Source organism: Pseudomonas sp. CAM1A, from assembly GCF_047501685.1.
Classification (GTDB): domain Bacteria; phylum Pseudomonadota; class Gammaproteobacteria; order Pseudomonadales; family Pseudomonadaceae; genus Aquipseudomonas.
In genome coordinates, this window is sequence record NZ_JBFNXP010000010.1 from 1 (window position 1) to 16904 (window position 16904).

Below are 16904 nucleotides of genomic sequence, written 5' to 3' on the forward strand. Positions count from 1 at the left end.
GTTGGGGATGGCGTCTGGGATGTTATTTTCGGTCCCATCATCCTTGGCAGGGTCGATGTGCGGGATGCCACTGATGGTTATGTAACACTTAAGGTGTTGTCACCTATGTGAGTGAACTTTTGTGTAACCCATGTGGGTGATCCGTACACGGCCCCTTGCCGGTGTAATTTTTTATTGACACCCAGAAAACCTGTCAGTATCGTCCTCGCTCCCTCCTTTTCGGCTACCTCTGCCGTGAACCGCCCAGGCGTTAACTCGCGAAGCGGTCATACACGTTGCCGGCACTTATACGGTCGCTATCGACTAGCGCGCCTCATTTCCGCTATCAAGTGTAAAGGATGATTCAATGATCATTCGTCAGGCTACCCACGCCGACTACCCGCAACTGCTCGACATCTGGCTGCGCTCGGTGCGCGCCACTCATCACTTCCTGCAAGAATCCGATATTCAGGCATTGCTGCCTCAGTTACGCGATAGCTACCTGCCCGCTGTTGAATTATGGGTTGCGGTAGATGCCGAGGACTGCCCGCTGGGGTTTATCGGGCTTAATGAAAACCACGTAGAGATGCTCTTCATCGAGCCAGATCTGCGCGGCAAAGGTATTGGCCGCGCACTGCTGGACCATGCCCGCCGCTCGCGCAGCCAGCTGAGTGTCGATGTCAACGAGCAGAACCCCGAAGCAGCAGGGTTCTATCTACATTACGGGTTCGTTCAAACAGGTCGCTCTGCGCTGGATGGCGAGGGCCGGCCCTTCCCCTTGCTACACCTGAGCCTGCCCGGCTAGGCCTGTAAACGTGGATCGCTCCAAAGCTTGTGCTGCGGGGCGATTCATTTTCCGTCAAGTTCTCGAGTTCTACATCAATCCGCTGGGATCTACCCGCGGGGCGGCCTGGCGCTGCGCGCAAGCAGGCCCTTGATGCACACCAGCAAAGGCGCCGCGACAGCGAACAGCAGTACCACGGCAGTGAACGCCACATCGAAGGCGATTACCGCTGACTGCCCTGACACGGCGCGCCCCAGCAGCGCCAGCGAAGCCCGGCCGGCCGCGAGGGTGTCCAGCCCCCTGCCCTGCAGCATGGCGACCGTGATGCCGAGCCGCTCGATGACCGTGGCGGCGCCGGCCGTGACATGGGCGCCCAGCACTGCCGCATTGTGCGCCAGCTGCTGGTCGATGAGTGTCTGGAAGCCGGCGACGCCCATCAGCCCGCCCAGTTGGCGCCCGACGTTGAACAGGCCGATCCCGCTGGCGAGGTTTTCAGGCGCCAGCTTGTCGAAGGCGATCAGGGTGATGGAAAGGAACAGAAAGCCCAGCCCCAGACCGCGCAACAGCACGCCGCCCAGCATGTCCGGTGCGCCACTTTCACTGGTCGAACCCGACAGCATCCACATCGCCCCCATGATCATCAGGATGCCGAAGGGCACCGTGGCGAATGGCGCCACGCCACGGGCCTGGATGAGATAGGCCGCCAACAGCAGCGCGCCGATGAAACACGCGCCACTGGGCAACAGCAACAAGCCGGCGTCGGTGGGCGTGAAGGCCAGCACCGTCAGGGCAAATGCCGGGATCAGGTAGGCACTGCCGAACAACGCCGCACCCGCGACGAAACTGACGATGAAGGCGAAGGTGAAGTCGCGGCAGCGGAACAGGCTGAAGTCGAGCAGGCCCTGGCGGTTGCTCAGCAACTGATGACCGAGAAACAGCAGCAAGGCCGCGACGCCGACTGCCGTGGCGCCGAGGATGTGCAGTTCTGCGAACCAGTCCCAGCGGCTGCCCTGGCTCAGCACGTAGGTAAGGCAGCCGAGGCTGGAGAACGCCAAGAGCATGCCCACGGCGTCGGACCTTGGGGCGGTCGGCAGCGCGACGTTCGGCACGCCCGCCATCAGCAGGACGCCTGTCGCGGCCAGGGCCAGGGGCAAGACACTGAAGAAGATCCAGGTCCATGACTGGCTGTCGATCAGCCACCCTTGCAAGGCTGGCGTCAGGGTGGCGGGCGCAACCACCGCGCCCATGGCGAAAAGTGCCTGGAGTACAGGTTGCTGGTCGCGTGGGCAGACGAGAAAGATCAAGGCCTGCCCGCCCACCAGCAGCACACCGCCGGCCAACCCCTGGAGCACGCGCAGCACGGTCAGCAGGTCAAGGCTGTCGGTAAAGGCAGACACACCGCAAGCCAGCCCCATGACCAAGGTCGCCGCGATGATCACCTGACGTGGCTGGATACGCGCCACAAACCAGGCGGCACTCATGAAGCCAATGAGCTTGCTGGCGGTGTAGCCAACATCCAGCCAGGCGAATTCGTCCGGCGTTGCGTGGGTATCGCCCAGCATGTCGTTACGGCCAAGTACCAGCACGCTGCTGGCGAAGGCCTCGGTCAGTGCGGCCAGGATGATCCCGACGATCAGCAGCAGCCCCTGCAGTGATCGGCCTTCGATCGATGCAGCGTTCTGGACGCCGGGGCCGGGAGTGTTCACGAGCCGCCTCCAGTTTCAACCTCGACCCGTGCCGACAGCCCCGGCACGATGCGCCCCGGCAGCGGGTTGTGCACCAGGCGGATCTTCACCGGCACGCGCTGCACCACCCGCACGAAGTTGCCCGTTGCGTTGTCCGCTGGCAGCAGGCTGAACGCGGCACCACTGCCTGGCGCAAAGCTGTCGACCACGCCTTCGAGCGCGCCGTCCGGATAACCGTCGATCGTCACCTGCGCCCGCTGCCCCGGTTGAATCTGCGCAACCTGGGTTTCCTTGAAGTTCGCCACCACCCACACACTCTCCACGGGGACAAGGTCCAGCACTGCCCCGCCCGGGGTAACGAAACGCCCGACGCGCACCTGGCGGTTGCCGACAACACCGGACACTGGCGCGCGTACTACCGTGTGCTCCAGCTCCAGCCCTGCCAGGTCGCGCGCGGCCTGCGCCTGGGCGATCGTCGCCAGGGCCGACTCACGCTGGGCCATCAGCACGGCGATGCGTTGCTGCTGGGCCTCGAGCGTGGCCGATGCGGCCGCTACCGTTGCCTGGGCGCTGCTGCGGGCAGCATCGGTCTGATCAACCACCGACTGGCTGACGGCACTGAACACGATCAGCTTGCGGCTGCGCTCGTGAGTCTTGTTGGCCAGCCCGCGCTGGGCGACCGCCGACTGCACGCTGGCCTGCGCCTCGCGGATCTGCGCGTGTTGCAGCTGGGTCTGGGCCTCGACATTGGCCAGGCTCGCCTCGGCCGCCTTGAGGTTGGCCTCGGCCTGCGCGAGCTGCGCCCGATAGTCGCGGTCGTCGATCCGAAACAGTACCTGCCCTGCCTGCACGCGTTGATTGTCCTCGACCTCGACCGCCACGACATAACCCGCCACCTTGGCAGCCAGCGAGGTGACATCGCCGCGCACGTAGGCATTGTCGGTAGACGTCGCACTGCTCGAGCGGGCAATGGCCCACCCTGCGGCCAGCACCGCCAGGGCGACGATGCACAGCACGATGCCAATGCGCTTTTTCTGCTTGGGCTTGGTGCTGTCGCCCGTGGCGACAGGCTCCTCGAGCGTGTTCATTATGCGGATTCCTGTGCGGTGCCCCGGCAGCTTGCCAGCCACCGGGGGCCTTCAGTCGTGACGTTGCTTACTTCGCGCTGGGGGTCACCAGCACGGTCTCGGTGCTGTCGAGCACGAATACCGCCATCAAGCGTGCGGGCTTGGTGTCACTGGCATTGGCACTGACGCCATGGAACGCGCCAGGCGCCTCGTACCAGTTCTCGCCTGCCGTGTAGGTTTTCTCCGGTTCGCCGTTGACGCTGCTGCGTACCTCACCTTCGAGCACGGTGGCGTAGATGAAGGCAGAATTCGGATGCCGGTGGGACGGCGACGACGCCCCCGGGGCATAGTCGACGATCACGCCGCGCATGCTCTTGCCGGGGACATTCGGCAAGGGCTTGTCGAACACGACAGTGACCTTGCTGACCGGGCGCTCGTCGGCCGACGCCGGGTTGATCGCTGCCGTGGTAAGGAACAGTGCCGCGACGACCACGGCGCCGAGGATTCGACTGGACATGATGGACTCCTGGTGAAGGTTGTTTGCGATGGAGGTTGCTGTTTCTCAGGAACGCGCGAGCCAATCCTCGAAGCGGGTGCCGCCCAGGCGTGCCGCGCTACCCGGGGTCAGGGACTGGTCATCGAGCTCGGCGCCGAAATAGCGGGCATGCACGTCCGCGACGACTGTGCGCGCATCGCCGGTCAGGCGCAGGAAGCGCCGGACCAGCTCGTCAAGAGGCATGGCCTCTGGCCCGGCCACTTCGAGGGTGCCGTTGACCGGCGCCGCAAGCGCTACATCGAGCAGCGCCGCCGCAACGTCGGCCGAGGCCATCGGCTGGATCAGCGCCGGCGACAGGCGCACCTCGTCAGCCACGGTGGCCGCCTGGGCGATGCCGCCGACGAATTCGAAGAACTGCGTGGCCCGTACCAGGGTGTAGGGGATGCTCGAGGCCTTGATAATCGCTTCCTGGGCGACCTTGGCGCGGAAGTAGCCGTTTTCCGGCAGGCGCTCGCAACCGACGATCGACAGCGCGACATGGTGGCGAACCCCGGCCGCCGCCTCGGCGGCCAGCAGGTTGCGGGTCGATGTCTGGAAGAACTCCAGCACGGCCTGGTCTTCCCAGGACGGTGCGTTGGCGACATCGACGACCACGTCCGCACCGTCCATGGCCGCTGCGAGCCCTTCGCGGGTGATGCTGTCGACGCCTGTGCTGGGCGCCGCCGCCACGGCTTCATGGCCGCGCTCACTCAGGCTTTTGACGAGTTTCGAGCCGATAAGGCCGGTGCCTCCGATGACAACGATCTTCATGGGGTCTCTCCTGTTCTCGACCGCAACCATTGCCGTCGATGCAGGCTCAAGATGCGCTCCGGGCCCTTGGGAGTCTTTGCCTTGAGGCTGTATTTACCTTCAAGAAAGCTTGGTTTTGCGTCCAAGCCCGCGCGGACAGTGCAGGCCCTTTCGCGCTGCCGTATCATCGACGGCGACACTTATGAAGCAATCGCCTCGGACACGATGCCTAAGGCGCTCGGCCAGGGGACAAGACGTTGCAATTCGTGTTTGAAGACTACGTGCTCGATCAACAGCGCCGGGAGCTGGCCCTGCGCGGCCAGGTGGTGACCATCGGCCCGCAGGTCTTCGATCTGTTGCTGTTGCTGGTGAGCCAGCGTGACCGGGTGATCAGCAAGGACGAGTTACTGCAGACGGTCTGGAGCGGGCGGGTGGTCTCCGAGTCGACGGTCACCAGCCATATCAATGCAGTGCGCAAGGCCATCGGCGACACTGGCGAGGCCCAGCGCCTGCTGCGCACGGTCGCCCGCAAGGGCTATCGTTTCGTCGGCGAAACCCGGGAAGTACCCAGCCTCGAACAGCCCGCCACGGAGCCAGCCGAGCAGTCAGCGGAGCAAAGCCTCGCCCTGCCGGACAAACCGTCCATCACGGTCCTGCCCTTCCTTAACCTGAGTGGCGACCCGGGGCAGGACTATTTTGCCGATGGCATCGTCGAAGACATCATTGTTGCCCTGTCGCGCATCCGTTGGCTGTTCGTCATCGCTCGCAACTCCAGTTTTACCTTCAAGCACCGCCCAGTCGACCTCATCGAGGTGGGGCGCACCCTGGGTGTGCGCTATGTGCTCGAAGGCAGCGTGCGCAAAGTGGCGAACAGGGTCCGTATCACCGGCCAGTTGATCGACGCCAGCAGCGGTACGCATATCTGGGCGGAACGCTTCGAAGGGCAGCTCGACGATATCTTCGAACTCCAGGACCAGATCGCCGAAAGCGTGGTCGGGGCGATCGCGCCACAACTCGAACGCGCCGAGATAGAGCGGGCCAAGCGCAAGCCTACGGGCAGCCTGTGCGCCTACGACTACTACCTGCGCGGCACCGCGAAGCTGCACCTAGGCACGCGCGAGGCTGTGGAGCAGGCATTGGCGCTGTTCTACACCGCCATCGAACTGGACCCGGACTTCGCCTCGGCCTATGGGATGGCTGCCTGGTGTCATTTCTGGCGCAAGCTCAACGGCTGGATGGCCGATCGCCCGCGTGAAATAGCCGAAGGCGCACGGCTGGCCAGACTGGCCGTGGAACTGGGCCGCGACGACGCCGTTGCCCTGACCCGCGGCGGCCATGCGCTGGGCCACCTGGCCAGGGACCTCGACCAAGGTATCGCCCTGCTCGACCGCGCTCGACTGCTCAACCCCAACCTGGCGCCGGCCTGGTTCCTTGGCGGGATCCTGCGCGCGCTACGCGGCGAGGCCGACGTCGCCATCGCCAACCTGGAGCACGCGGCACGCCTGAGCCCCCTGGATCCGGAAATGTTCCGGATGCACGTGGGCATGGCCCTGGCCCACTTTTTTGCCGGGCGCTTCGATTGCGCCCTGGGCTGGGCCGAAAAGGCCCTGGGCAATCTGTCCAGCCTGCTGGCCGCCACCGTGCTGGTCGCGGCCAGCCAGGCACACATGGGGCGGGAGGGCGAGGCCAGGCAGGCCATGACAAGGCTGCGTGAGCTGGACCCGAATCTGCGGGTCTCGCAACTGAGGGAATGGCTGCCGATCTATCGGGATGAAGACCTCACCCTGCTCGCTGAAGGGCTGCGCCGGGCAGGGTTGCCGGAGTAGGTGCCGATACTGGATCAAGCGCTTGCCGGGCCACCGCCCGGTTTTCAGAGATCCAGGGCGCCCCTTAGCAAGGCGTTGAGCATCCCCGCCACATCGTCCCCCTGCTCGTCCAGCACACGCAGCGGGATGCCCTGCAACGCCGCTTGCGAACCCGCCACCCCGGTCAGGGCCAGCGGGCAGGCAACCTCCATCTGCAACGCGCGCAGTCGTCTGGCCAGGCTAACGTTCACCGGCCCCTGCACCGCGATCACCAACGCCGCCGGCTGGGTCGCCGCGCACACCAGCGCAAGCTCCTCCAGCGGCTGCCCGCAGCCGAGCACGTCGACGTGCTGTTGCTCGCCGCTCAGCAGCAGGCCGGTACACAGCAACGGCAGTTCGGCATGCCCCTCGGTGCCGGCCAGCAGCACCCTTGGCGCATCGGCCTGGTTCATCTGCAGGCGCAGCAGCAAGCGGGCGCGCAGGAAAGTGTCGAGGAACAACCATTGGCTGCGTTCCCCGAAGGCCCTGCCCGCCGCCATGTCCTGCCACACCGGCAGCAGCACTTCACGCAGCACGGTGGCCTTGGGCAGGAGCGTGAACAGCTGGCCATGGACACCTTCCAGCGCCCGTGCATCGAATGCCATCGCCGCCCGTTTCACGCTGGCGCGCCAGGCGTGGAAGGCCGAGTCCTGCTGCATGGGCACCTGACACTGGGTGGCAAGCATTTCGCCGACCTTGCTGATCGGCACGCCGTTGGCTGTCCAGTGCAGGATGTCGCGGATACGCTGCACGTCGGCGGGCGTGTACAGGCGATGGCCGCCGTCGGTGCGCTGCGGACGGATCAGCCCGTGGCGCCGCTCCCAGGCACGCAAGGTCACCGGATTGATGCCGGTCAGGCTGACCACGTCGCGCATGGGCAGTAAATCGGGTGAGGTGGCTTCGGTCATCACGAGCGGTCGTCGGAAAGGTGGCACATTCTAAACCCATACATTCTTTCTGCGTGGAGCGCAGGTAGGCCATTATGTAGCGAATCGCGCCGGTACTTCGTACAGTGCCGGCTTACCGTTCAGGCTTTTCACGGGTGGCTGCAATGATCAACGCAAAACTCCTGCAACTGATGGTCGAGCACTCCAACGATGGCATCGTCGTCGCCGAGCAGGAAGGCCACGACAGCATCCTGATCTACGCCAACCCCGCCTTCGAGCGCCTCACCGGCTACTGCGCGGACGATATCCTCTACCAGGACTGCCGCTTCCTCCAGGGCCAGGACCATGACCAGGCCGGAATCGCCATCATCCGCGAGGCAATTCGCGCGGGCCAGCCCTGCCGCCAGGTGCTGCGCAACTACCGCCAGGATGGCAGCCTGTTCTGGAATGAATTGTCCATCACCCCGGTGCGCAACGAGGCGGACCAGCTCACCTACTACATCGGCATCCAGCACGACGTTTCGGCTCAGGTCGCCGCCGAGCAACGAGTGCGCGAGCTGGAAGCCGAAGTCGCCGACCTGCGTCTTCAACTGAAGGCCGCAGGGCGCTGAGCAAAATATCTGTACAAGAACGTTGACTTGTACAGATTTAATCGTAGGCTTCCACTATACCTGTACAAAAATACCAGGTTGTACAGGATTGCCCGGAGCCGAGCATGTCAACGTACCTGCAGCAATTCGCCGAGCGCTTCGCCCAGCTCGATGGGGCCCACCTCGATGCGCTGGAAAACCTGTACAGCGAAGACATCGCTTTCCGCGACCCTCTGCATAGGATCGATGGGCTGAAGGACCTGCGGGCCTACTTCGCCCAGCTGTATGCCAATGCCCATGATATCCACTATGTCTTCGCCGGTGCCGACGAGGTGATACCCGGGCAGGGCTACCTGCGCTGGACCCTGCAGTTTCGTCACCCACGGCTGGCCGGCGGTCGCCCGGTTTCCCTGCAAGGCTGCAGCTACCTGCAATGGCGGGACCGGGTGCATTTGCACCAGGACTTCTTCGATGCCGGTGCGCTGCTCTACGAGCATATTCCGTTGATGGGCGGGGCGATTCGCTGGCTCAAGGGCCGCTTGGCATGAGCCGCTGCTGGTTGACCGGTGCCAGCAGCGGCATCGGCGCGGCGCTCGCGCAGTGCCTGCTGGAACAAGGCCATCAGGTTGCCCTGGGCGGTCGCCGGACCGAGCAACTGGTGCCGTTTGCCGAGCGCTTTCCCGGGCAGGTGCTACTGGCCAACGGCGACCTGGACGATCCGGCGCAGGTCGCGCAGATAGCAGACCGCATCCGCCAGGCCTGGGGCGCCCTGGACCTGGCGATCTTCAACGCCGGTACCTGCGAGTATCTGGAGCCCGGCCGGTTCGACCCGGCACTGGTCGAGCGGGTGATGCGCACCAACCTGCTGGGCCTCAGTCATTGCCTGGCGGCCGCCCTGCCCCTGCTGCGGGCCGGCGCACGTCCCCACCTGGTGGTGATGGGCAGCTCGGTGACCTGGCTGGCCTTGCCCCGGGCCGGTGCCTATGGCGCGTCCAAGGCCGCCGTGCGCTACCTGGTGGAGTCGCAGCGCATCGACCTGGCGCAAGCCGGCATCGACGTCACCCTGGTCAACCCGGGCTTCGTCGATACGCCGCTGACCCGGCGCAACGATTTCCCGATGCCGCAGCTGTGGTCGGCCCAGCGCGCCGCCCGGCACATCGTCACGCGGCTGCCGCGCCGGCCCCTGGAAATCAACTTTCCGAGCCTGTTCACCTGGGGATTGCGCCTGCTCGGGGCGCTGCCGGCACGGGCGCGCCTGGCATTGGGCCGGCGTCTGGCACGCCGAGAAGCGGACTGAGCAACCATGCGCATAGCCATCATCGGCAGCGGCATCGCCGGCCTGACCTGCGCCTACCTGCTGTCGCGCAAGCACGAAGTAACGGTATTCGAGGCTGCCGGCTGGGTCGGTGGCCACACCCACACCATCGACGTGGCGTGGCGCGGTGAGCGGCATGCCATCGACACCGGGTTCATTGTCTTCAACGACTGGACCTATCCCCATTTCATCCGTTTGCTCGAAGCGCTCGGGGTCGCCTCGCAGCCGACCCAGATGAGTTTCTCCGTGCATGATCCGCGCAGTGGCGTGGAATACAACGGGCACGACCTGAACACCTTGTTCGCCCAGCGCCGCAACCTGCTGTCGCCGGGCTTCTGGGGCATGCTCCGCGATATCCTGCGTTTCAACCGCCAGGCCCTCGCCGACCTCGAGCAACAGCGTATCGACGCCACCACCACCTTGGGCGCGTATCTTCAGGAGCGCGGCTACGGCCCGCGTTTCATCGAGCATTACATCGTGCCCATGGGCTCGGCGATCTGGTCGATGTCCCGTGCCGACATGCTCGGCTTCCCGCTGGCGTTCTTCGTACGCTTCTGTCGCAACCACGGCTTGCTGTCGGTGAACCAGCGCCCGCAGTGGCGTGTCGTCGCCGGCGGTTCGCGCAGTTATGTCGCCCCGCTGTGCCGCCCCTTCGCCGAACGCATTCGCCTTGACTGCAAGGTGCACCGGGTCGGCCGCGACGAAGGGGGTGTCACCCTGGTCAGCGACGCCGGCACCGAGCGCTTCGACAACGTGGTGTTCGCCTGCCACAGCGACCAGGCTCTGGCCCTGCTGGAAGCCCCGAGCGTGCACGAGCGAGCGGCGCTGGGCGCCATCAGCTATGCCGACAACGACGTGGTGCTGCACACCGACACCCGCCTGCTACCACGCCGCCGCAACGCCTGGGCCAGCTGGAACTACCGCCTGGGCGGCCCCGAGCAGGCGCCGGCCGCGGTGACCTACAACATGAACATCCTGCAGGGCCTCCAGGCAGCGACGACCTTCTGCGTTAGCCTGAACCAGACTGCGCTGATCGACCCTGCGCAGATCCTCGCCCGCTTCAGCTATGCCCACCCGCAGTACAGCCTGGCGGCATCCGCCGCGCAGGCCCGGCAAACCCAACTGCAAGGCCAACAGCACAGCTATTTCTGCGGCGCCTACTGGGGCAACGGCTTCCACGAGGACGGCGTGGTCAGCGCGTTGCAGGTGGCCAGGCATTTCGGAGAGCAGTTGTGAACAGTGGCCTGTGCCTGGGCTGGCTCAGCCATCGGCGCCTGAGCCCCCGGCCCCATGCCTTCCGTTACCGGATCGGCCTGTTCTACCTGGACCTGGACGAACAAGCCTGGCTGATGGGCCTGTCTCGCTGGCTGGGGCGTTGGCGCCTGGCCCCGCTGTGCTGGCGGGAAACCGACTATCTGCCGGCGCTCACCCGCCAAGGCCTGCCGCTGGCCGAGGCCGCGCGCCTGCTGGTACGCCAGGCCACGGGACAAACGCCCGAAGGGCCGGTACGCCTGCTGACCCAGCTGCGCTGCTGGGGGCTGTCGTTCAATCCGGTGAGCTTCTATTTCTGCGATGACCGCGACGGGCACCTGGCGGCGATCCTGTTGGAGGTGCGTAACACGCCGTGGCGCCAGCGCTTCCACTATGTGCTGCCGGTGCAAGGCGACCTGGCGACAACTTTCGCCATGGCCAAGCGCTTTCATGTTTCGCCGTTCATGCCCTTGGACATGGACTATCGCGTGCGCTTTCACCTGGACCAGGCACAGGTGCGCATCCACATGGAGAACTGGCAAGGCGACCGGAAAGTGTTCGAGGCCGACCTGGCCCTGAAGCGCCGACCGCTGGATCGCAAGGCCGTGCGCGACTACGTCCTGGCCTTCCCCTGGATCAGCCTGCGCACCGTCTCGGCCATCTACTGGCAAGCACTGCGCCTGTTGGTCAAACGCACGCCCATCCACGACCACACCGCCAGCCGGGGCAACCTGGCGCTCGGCCACCCTTGCGAGGACCCCGATCATGCCGACTCCCACCCTGAGCGTTAGCAAGTCCGCGGGCCTGGCGCCACTGCTCGGCGGATTGGCGCGCAAGGCCGTGCTCGCCCAGCTGGGCAAGCTGCGCCATGGCCATCTGCGCCTGCTTTGCCACGGTCGGCAGTGGGCGTTCGGCGACCCCGGCAGCACGCTGCAGGCCGAGGTAGAGATACTCGATGACGCCACCTGGAGCCTGGTCGCCGGCAATGGTTCGATCGGTGCGGGCGAAGCCTACATCCATGGCTACTGGCGCAGCCCGGACCTGGCGTTGGTCACCCGCCTGTTCGTGGCCAACCTCGATGTGCTCGACGCCCTCGAGGGTGGCCTGGCCCGCCTGGGCCGCCCTGCCCTGCGCCTGCTGCACCGCCTGAACCGCAACAACCGGCGTGGCGCCCGTCGCAACATCCTGGCCCATTACGACCTGGGCAATACCCTGTTCGAGCAACTGCTGGACCCGACCATGATGTATTCGGCCGCGCAGTTCGAGCACCCCGCGCAATCCCTGGAGCAGGCGCAGCGGCGCAAGCTGGAGCGCATCTGCCAGAAGCTTGAGCTTGGCCCGCACGACCACCTGCTGGAAATCGGCTGCGGCTGGGGCAGCCTGGCCATCCACGCCGCTACCCGCCACGGCTGCCGGGTGACCACCACGACCTTGTCGCACGCGCAGTACACCCACACCCTGCAACGGGTGAAGGCCCTTGGCCTGGAGCAGCAGGTGACAGTGCTGTGCGACGACTACCGCGACCTGACGGGCACGTTCGACAAACTGGTCTCCATCGAGATGATCGAAGCGGTGGGCCACCGCTACCTGCCGGTGTACTTCCGCCAGTGCGCGTCACTGCTCAAGCCCGACGGGCTGATGTTGCTGCAGGCCATTACCATCCGCGACCAGCGCTACGCCCAGTCGCGGCGCTCGGTGGACTTCATCCAGCGCTACATCTTCCCCGGTGGCGCCCTGCCCTCGCTCAGCGTGTTGCTGGACACCGCCAGCCGCCGCACCGCGCTCAACCTGGTGCACCTGGAAGATTTCGGCGCCGACTACGCGCTGACCCTGCGGCACTGGCGCGACAACCTGCGCCAGGGGCGCAACACATTGGCGGCACTAGGCTACGACGAGACGTTCCAGCGCCTGTGGGAGTTCTACCTGTGCTACTGCCAGGGCGGCTTCGAGGAACGGGCCATCGGCGTGGCGCAACTGCTGTGGGCCGCGCCCCAGGCGCGAAGGGCGCCGTTGCCCGGGCAATGACGATGCCTGCTGGCTGGCTGATCGCCAATGCGCTGTGGCTGCAGATTGGCTGGTGGGCTTGCGTGCTGGGCGCAAAGGTTGCGTGGCTATTGCTGCTGGTGCCGCTGGGCATGGCCGTGCACCTCAAACTGTGCCCGGCCCGGAGCGCCGAAGTCGGCGCGCTGCTACGCGTGACCTTGGCCGGTTGCATGCTGGATGGCCTGCTGGGAGCGATCGGTTTGTTTCGTTTCGAGGCATGGCCACTGCCCTTGTGGCTGGCGCTGCTGTGGCTGGTGCTGGCCAGCGGCTTGCGCCACAGCCTGGCATGGGTGGGATGGCCGTTCTGGCGCGGTGCGGCAGTCGGCGCGCTGGGTGGGCCGCTGGCGTACCTGGGCGGTGCCAGACTGGCCGATGTCGTCTTGCCCCTGGGGCCAGTGGTCACGGGCTTGCTGCTGGCGCCGGTCTGGGCCCTGGCCCTGCCCTTGCTGGTGCGCCTCGCGGTGCGTCGTTGAGCGCCTGCGCAATCACGGCGCCCGCTTGGCGGTTGGTCTGGTGACTCGCAGGCTTATCAGGGATGGGGCGCAACGACACTGGACACTGGATCAAGGAAGATCAGTTGCAATGGCTCCGCCAGCAGCTGGTCAGCCTGCTCGGCAAAACACTGAAAGTGTTCGGTGGCCAAGTGGGTGTCCAGGGCCTGTTGATGGTCGAACGCTTCGCGCATGTAAAACGTCCCGGGCTCATCGCTGCGCTCGAACAGCATGTAGTCACGATTGCCAGGTTCGGCCCGGGTCGGCTCGATCAAGGCCAGCAAGGCCTCTTTCAGCGCCGCTGCCTGGCCTGGCTTGGCCTTGAGGATGGCAAGGGAAACGAGGGGATGGTCTTGTGTGTTCACGTCAAGCTCCTGGTCAGGTGATTGCCAGCCAGTCTGGCGTGCCCGGCGCCTGGGAAAAACCGGCTGTGCGCGTGAACACTTTCACTGAAATAGTGAAAATTTCCCGTGAGGAGGACAAATACAACCTGCTCCTGCAGGCCTGATACAGGCCAATCAAAGCAGGCTACGGATCTCTGATACCAGCGCCTGCGTCGCCTCTTCAAGCGTTCCTTCATTGCGGCATAAAAACCACCCTTGATCGGCAACCACTTGCGCGAACGCTTGGGTGCACGCGACATGCTCCTCCAGCGCGTGCATCACGGTACTGCTCAACCCGCGCGACCGCGCCGCTGCCCTGTTCCACGAGATTTCAGGGTCGGTGACAACGCCCACATGCAGGTCCGGCACCCGCACGTGGCGTTCGATGTTCAACCGCAGGATCTCGGCAAACGGTACCAGCCGGCGAAACGCCGCATCGGACGGGTACCAGCGATCGATCAGGATGATGCTGTCTGCTGGCTGCTTGGCCAGTACGTGTTGGGAAATCCAGGCACGGCTGTGCGCCAGGCGCTGACAAACCTGCATTTCCAGGTCCCGGCTGGGTTTCCTGACGAACTGGTTGACCAGGACCATGGTTTCGCCCCGGTACGGATCGCTTTTCTTCTCGCTGATGCGGATCACTTTCCTGTTGTCCGCCCTCAGTGCTTTGGTGAGGGCTTCCAGCAGTGTGGTCTTGCCGGTGCCCTTGGGGCCATCCAGGGAAATGAACAGCGAACGACTCATGCGTCACACAACGGTTGAATTCCTTCACGAACAGTCAATGAACTGGGCTCGGTCACATCAGGCAGTAGAACTCACTGACCTCTGCGACGATCTCCCGGGCGGCATTGTACAGCCTTGCCTCGGGAGTCAGGGCCATGGAGCGGGCTTCCAGCACATAGCGCTGGCCAGCCTGGAAATGGGCGTAATCGAGGGTGAGGTAGCACTGGCGGACGGTGGTGCCGCCCAGCATGCTCATGCCTCCTCCACCGTTCGTTTCATAGTCGAAGCGCACGACCAACTCGTGACTGCCGGGGCTGACCTGGAAGAAACGGCCTTCGTCCAGGCGTTGCTTGTCCAGGCGTTCGGCCAGCAGGACGCGGTCGTTGGGGAATGGCAGCGACAGGTCGACCCAGGCCATCTGCGGGTTGGCGGTTGGCAGTGGGGTTTGGCAGCCTGGGATGGCGGTGATCAGTAACAGCATTATCAGCCGGCGCATGGTGAGGTTCCTTGGGGACCTGAATCAAGGATAGCGCTGGGGCGTACGGTTGTTAATCACCGCGTGGAAACGGGCTGGTGCAGGGAAGCGATAAAACTCAGGCCCGCCGGGTTGAACCCGAACAGGCCTGAGGAAGGGAAACTGTCGGCCGGCTGGCGGCCGTTGAAGCTACAGACTTTCGTCGAGGAACTTGACCACGGTGCCCATGCACGCCACCCGCTCTTCAACATGCGGCATGTGGCTGGAGTTTTCGAACAGCGCCCAGCGGATGCCCGGGATCAGGTCCAGGTATGGCTTGACCACCAGCGGCGTGGCCTCGTCATAGCGCCCGGAGATCAGCAGGCTCGGCACGTTGATTCGCGGCAGACGGTCGACGATGGTCCAGTCCTTGGTGCTGCCGATGATGTGAAATTCGTTGGGCCCGGTCATCGCGTGGTACACGGTCGGATCGGCCTCGACCTGGGCGAAGGTGCGTGCCACCTCTTCCGGCCAGGGCTTGAGCCGGCACACATGACGGTCGTAGAACACCTGGGTGGCGGCGATGTAGTCGGCCGCGGTGTAGTCGCCCACGGCTTCGTGGCGCAGCAGGGTGTCCTGGACGTCCTTGGGCAGTTCTTCGCGCAGGCGGTTGGCCTCGCGCACCCAGGTGCGCATGTCGGCCGGCGAATTGGCGATCACCAGGCAGCGCAGGCCCCGGGGCTGGCGCACCGCGTGTTCACTGGCGAGCATGCCGCCCCAGGACTGGCCCAGCAGTGCGTAGCGCTCGCTGATGCCCAGGTGCTCGAGCAGGTTGTCGAGCTCATCCAGGAACAGCTTCACCGTCCAGAACGACGACGGCATCTGCGGCAGGTGGGTCGAGCGGCCGTTGCCCAGCTGGTCGTAGTGGATGACCGGGTAGCCGCCAGCGGCGACATCTTTATAGGCATCGACATAGTCGTAGGTGCAGCCCGGGCCGCCGTGGAGGATGACCAGGGGGGTGCGGCCACAGGCCAGGTCGCCGGTGACGCGATACCAGGTCTGGTAGTCGCCAAAGGGGGCAAAACCTTCGCGCGATGGGGTGAGTTCCATTTCATCCGGCTCCGTGTGAATCATGGAACACACGATAACCCTACGCGCAACGCGGCATAACTAGAGAGTTCGCTAGGTTTTCGGTTTTTTTTGCCCCTTTCACGGGTCGAGCAGGCGGTAATGCACCGCCCGGGCGACCGCCTGGACGCGGTTCTTGGCCCCCAACTTGTGCATGGCCGAGGTCAGGTGCAGGGAAATCGTCGCCAGCGAGCGGTTGAGCTTGTCGGCGATCTCCCCTGCCGTCAGGCCCTCGGCGGCCCAGCGCAGGCACTCGACTTCGCGGCGGGTCAGGCGGATGACGCGGGTGGCCGACTCCTTGGCCAGCAATGGATGGGCGGCCTCCTGCAAGGCATGGGCGATCAGGCTGAAATCGGCAAGCTGCTCCCGGGCGTCGTCCAGGTCGCGCTGGCTGGCCTGGGGGCGCAGGCCGGTCAGGGTCGCCAGGCCGCCGCGCGGCAGGTGGATGGGTACGGTTACCCCGCAGGTCAGCTGCGCATCGTGCAAGTAGCCGACCACCGGGGCATGGCGCCTGTCGATCAGGCGCTGCAGGACGGTCTCGCCCTTGGGCAGGTACGACCAGACGAAGGGGGCGATGGAGGACACGGCCACCTGCTGCACCGGGTCGATCTGGTAGAAGCCCTCGGAGCACCACAGGTCCTGCCAGTCCTTCGGGGTCTGGCGCAGCCTGACCACGGACGGGGTGATCAGCTCGCCGGTGTGGTCCAGCGGTACCGGGCTGTAGTCATACACCAGGGCGTCGAAGCCTAGTTGCGCCGCCAGGTCGGCGACGCTGTCCATCTGTTCGTCCAGGCTGTTGCCTGACGCCAGACGCGAATTGAGTTCAGCCACCTTGGCCTGCATACCTGACACTCCCTGTGTTCCTTGTGGATTTCCAACTTGAAGTCCGGCACGTAGAATGCCACGGCTTGGCGCGGGACTGCCATACAAAACCTATAGGAAACACTAGCTTGTAGGCGACGAAATCTCCTGCGCTAGTTATAGCCCCAAGCCAT

At 65.0% G+C, this 16904-nt stretch carries 19 protein-coding genes; 9 read left to right on the plus strand and 10 right to left on the minus strand.

Annotation, left to right across the window (positions count from 1 at the left end; translation table 11 throughout):
* Positions 1-346: 346 nt before the first annotated feature.
* A complete protein-coding gene (locus ABZO33_RS21055) occupies positions 347-784 on the plus strand; it encodes an acetyltransferase (protein WP_414537611.1) in 438 nt (145 codons plus the stop codon).
* 89 nt (positions 785-873) lie between these two features.
* Here the strand turns inward: ABZO33_RS21055 and ABZO33_RS21060 are convergent, their stop codons facing one another.
* From ABZO33_RS21060 to ABZO33_RS21075, 4 genes are all read right to left on the minus strand, one after another.
* Complete coding sequence (locus ABZO33_RS21060) at positions 874-2469, minus strand: MFS transporter (RefSeq protein WP_414537612.1); 1596 nt, start codon at positions 2467-2469, stop codon at positions 874-876.
* Positions 2466-3536, minus strand: coding sequence for an HlyD family secretion protein (locus ABZO33_RS21065; RefSeq protein WP_414537613.1), 1071 nt, complete (start codon positions 3534-3536; stop codon positions 2466-2468). Before ABZO33_RS21065 ends, ABZO33_RS21060 begins: the two co-directional genes overlap by 4 nt.
* 67 nt (positions 3537-3603) lie before the next feature.
* A complete protein-coding gene (locus ABZO33_RS21070) occupies positions 3604-4032 on the minus strand; it encodes a cupin domain-containing protein (protein ID WP_414537614.1) in 429 nt (142 codons plus the stop codon).
* 45 nt (positions 4033-4077) lie between these two features.
* Positions 4078-4821 (minus strand): SDR family oxidoreductase, encoded by a 744-nt coding sequence (locus ABZO33_RS21075; RefSeq protein ID WP_414537615.1) that lies wholly within the window; start codon positions 4819-4821, stop codon positions 4078-4080.
* A 236-nt stretch (positions 4822-5057) separates the two neighbouring features.
* Here ABZO33_RS21075 and ABZO33_RS21080 point away from each other — a divergent pair, with 236 nt between their 5' ends.
* On the plus strand, positions 5058-6626 hold the full coding sequence (locus tag ABZO33_RS21080; protein WP_414537617.1) for a winged helix-turn-helix domain-containing tetratricopeptide repeat protein: 1569 nt from the start codon (positions 5058-5060) through the stop codon (positions 6624-6626).
* Positions 6627-6670: 44 nt separating this feature from the next.
* On the opposite strand, the gene ABZO33_RS21085 is transcribed toward ABZO33_RS21080, so the two are convergent.
* Positions 6671-7552: a MerR family transcriptional regulator gene (locus tag ABZO33_RS21085; protein WP_414537618.1), complete on the minus strand. Its 882-nt coding sequence runs from the start codon at positions 7550-7552 to the stop codon at positions 6671-6673.
* Between the two features lie 143 nt (positions 7553-7695).
* Between ABZO33_RS21085 and ABZO33_RS21090 the strand changes: the two genes are divergently transcribed.
* From ABZO33_RS21090 to ABZO33_RS21120, 7 genes are all read left to right on the plus strand, one after another.
* Positions 7696-8142 carry a PAS domain S-box protein gene (locus ABZO33_RS21090; protein ID WP_414537619.1) on the plus strand — a complete coding sequence of 149 codons (447 nt, stop codon included), beginning with the start codon at positions 7696-7698 and terminating at the stop codon, positions 8140-8142.
* A gap of 104 nt (positions 8143-8246) precedes the next feature.
* Positions 8247-8669 (plus strand): nuclear transport factor 2 family protein, encoded by a 423-nt coding sequence (locus ABZO33_RS21095; protein ID WP_414537620.1) that lies wholly within the window; start codon positions 8247-8249, stop codon positions 8667-8669.
* Entirely contained in the window at positions 8666-9418 is a 753-nt protein-coding gene (locus tag ABZO33_RS21100) for an SDR family NAD(P)-dependent oxidoreductase (RefSeq protein WP_414537621.1), read from the plus strand. Before ABZO33_RS21095 ends, ABZO33_RS21100 begins: the two co-directional genes overlap by 4 nt.
* 6 nt (positions 9419-9424) lie before the next feature.
* Positions 9425-10672 carry an NAD(P)/FAD-dependent oxidoreductase gene (locus ABZO33_RS21105; protein WP_414537622.1) on the plus strand — a complete coding sequence of 416 codons (1248 nt, stop codon included), beginning with the start codon at positions 9425-9427 and terminating at the stop codon, positions 10670-10672.
* Positions 10669-11478, plus strand: a complete 810-nt coding sequence (locus ABZO33_RS21110) for a DUF1365 domain-containing protein (RefSeq protein WP_414537623.1) — start codon at positions 10669-10671, stop codon at positions 11476-11478. Before ABZO33_RS21105 ends, ABZO33_RS21110 begins: the two co-directional genes overlap by 4 nt.
* On the plus strand, positions 11453-12712 hold the full coding sequence (locus ABZO33_RS21115; RefSeq protein WP_414537624.1) for a class I SAM-dependent methyltransferase: 1260 nt from the start codon (positions 11453-11455) through the stop codon (positions 12710-12712). Before ABZO33_RS21110 ends, ABZO33_RS21115 begins: the two co-directional genes overlap by 26 nt.
* A gap of 2 nt (positions 12713-12714) precedes the next feature.
* On the plus strand, positions 12715-13203 hold the full coding sequence (locus tag ABZO33_RS21120; RefSeq protein ID WP_414537625.1) for a DUF2878 domain-containing protein: 489 nt from the start codon (positions 12715-12717) through the stop codon (positions 13201-13203).
* Positions 13204-13259: 56 nt separating this feature from the next.
* On the opposite strand, the gene ABZO33_RS21125 is transcribed toward ABZO33_RS21120, so the two are convergent.
* The 5 genes from ABZO33_RS21125 to ABZO33_RS21145 form a co-directional block, all read right to left on the minus strand.
* Complete coding sequence (locus tag ABZO33_RS21125) at positions 13260-13586, minus strand: putative quinol monooxygenase (RefSeq protein ID WP_414537626.1); 327 nt, start codon at positions 13584-13586, stop codon at positions 13260-13262.
* A 153-nt stretch (positions 13587-13739) separates the two neighbouring features.
* A complete protein-coding gene (locus ABZO33_RS21130) occupies positions 13740-14348 on the minus strand; it encodes a dTMP kinase (RefSeq protein WP_414537627.1) in 609 nt (202 codons plus the stop codon).
* A gap of 52 nt (positions 14349-14400) precedes the next feature.
* Complete coding sequence (locus ABZO33_RS21135) at positions 14401-14823, minus strand: hypothetical protein (RefSeq protein WP_414537628.1); 423 nt, start codon at positions 14821-14823, stop codon at positions 14401-14403.
* Between the two features lie 168 nt (positions 14824-14991).
* Positions 14992-15891 (minus strand): proline iminopeptidase-family hydrolase, encoded by a 900-nt coding sequence (locus ABZO33_RS21140; RefSeq protein WP_414537629.1) that lies wholly within the window; start codon positions 15889-15891, stop codon positions 14992-14994.
* A gap of 99 nt (positions 15892-15990) precedes the next feature.
* Positions 15991-16752 (minus strand): LuxR family transcriptional regulator, encoded by a 762-nt coding sequence (locus ABZO33_RS21145; protein ID WP_414537748.1) that lies wholly within the window; start codon positions 16750-16752, stop codon positions 15991-15993.
* Positions 16753-16904 lie beyond the last annotated feature (152 nt).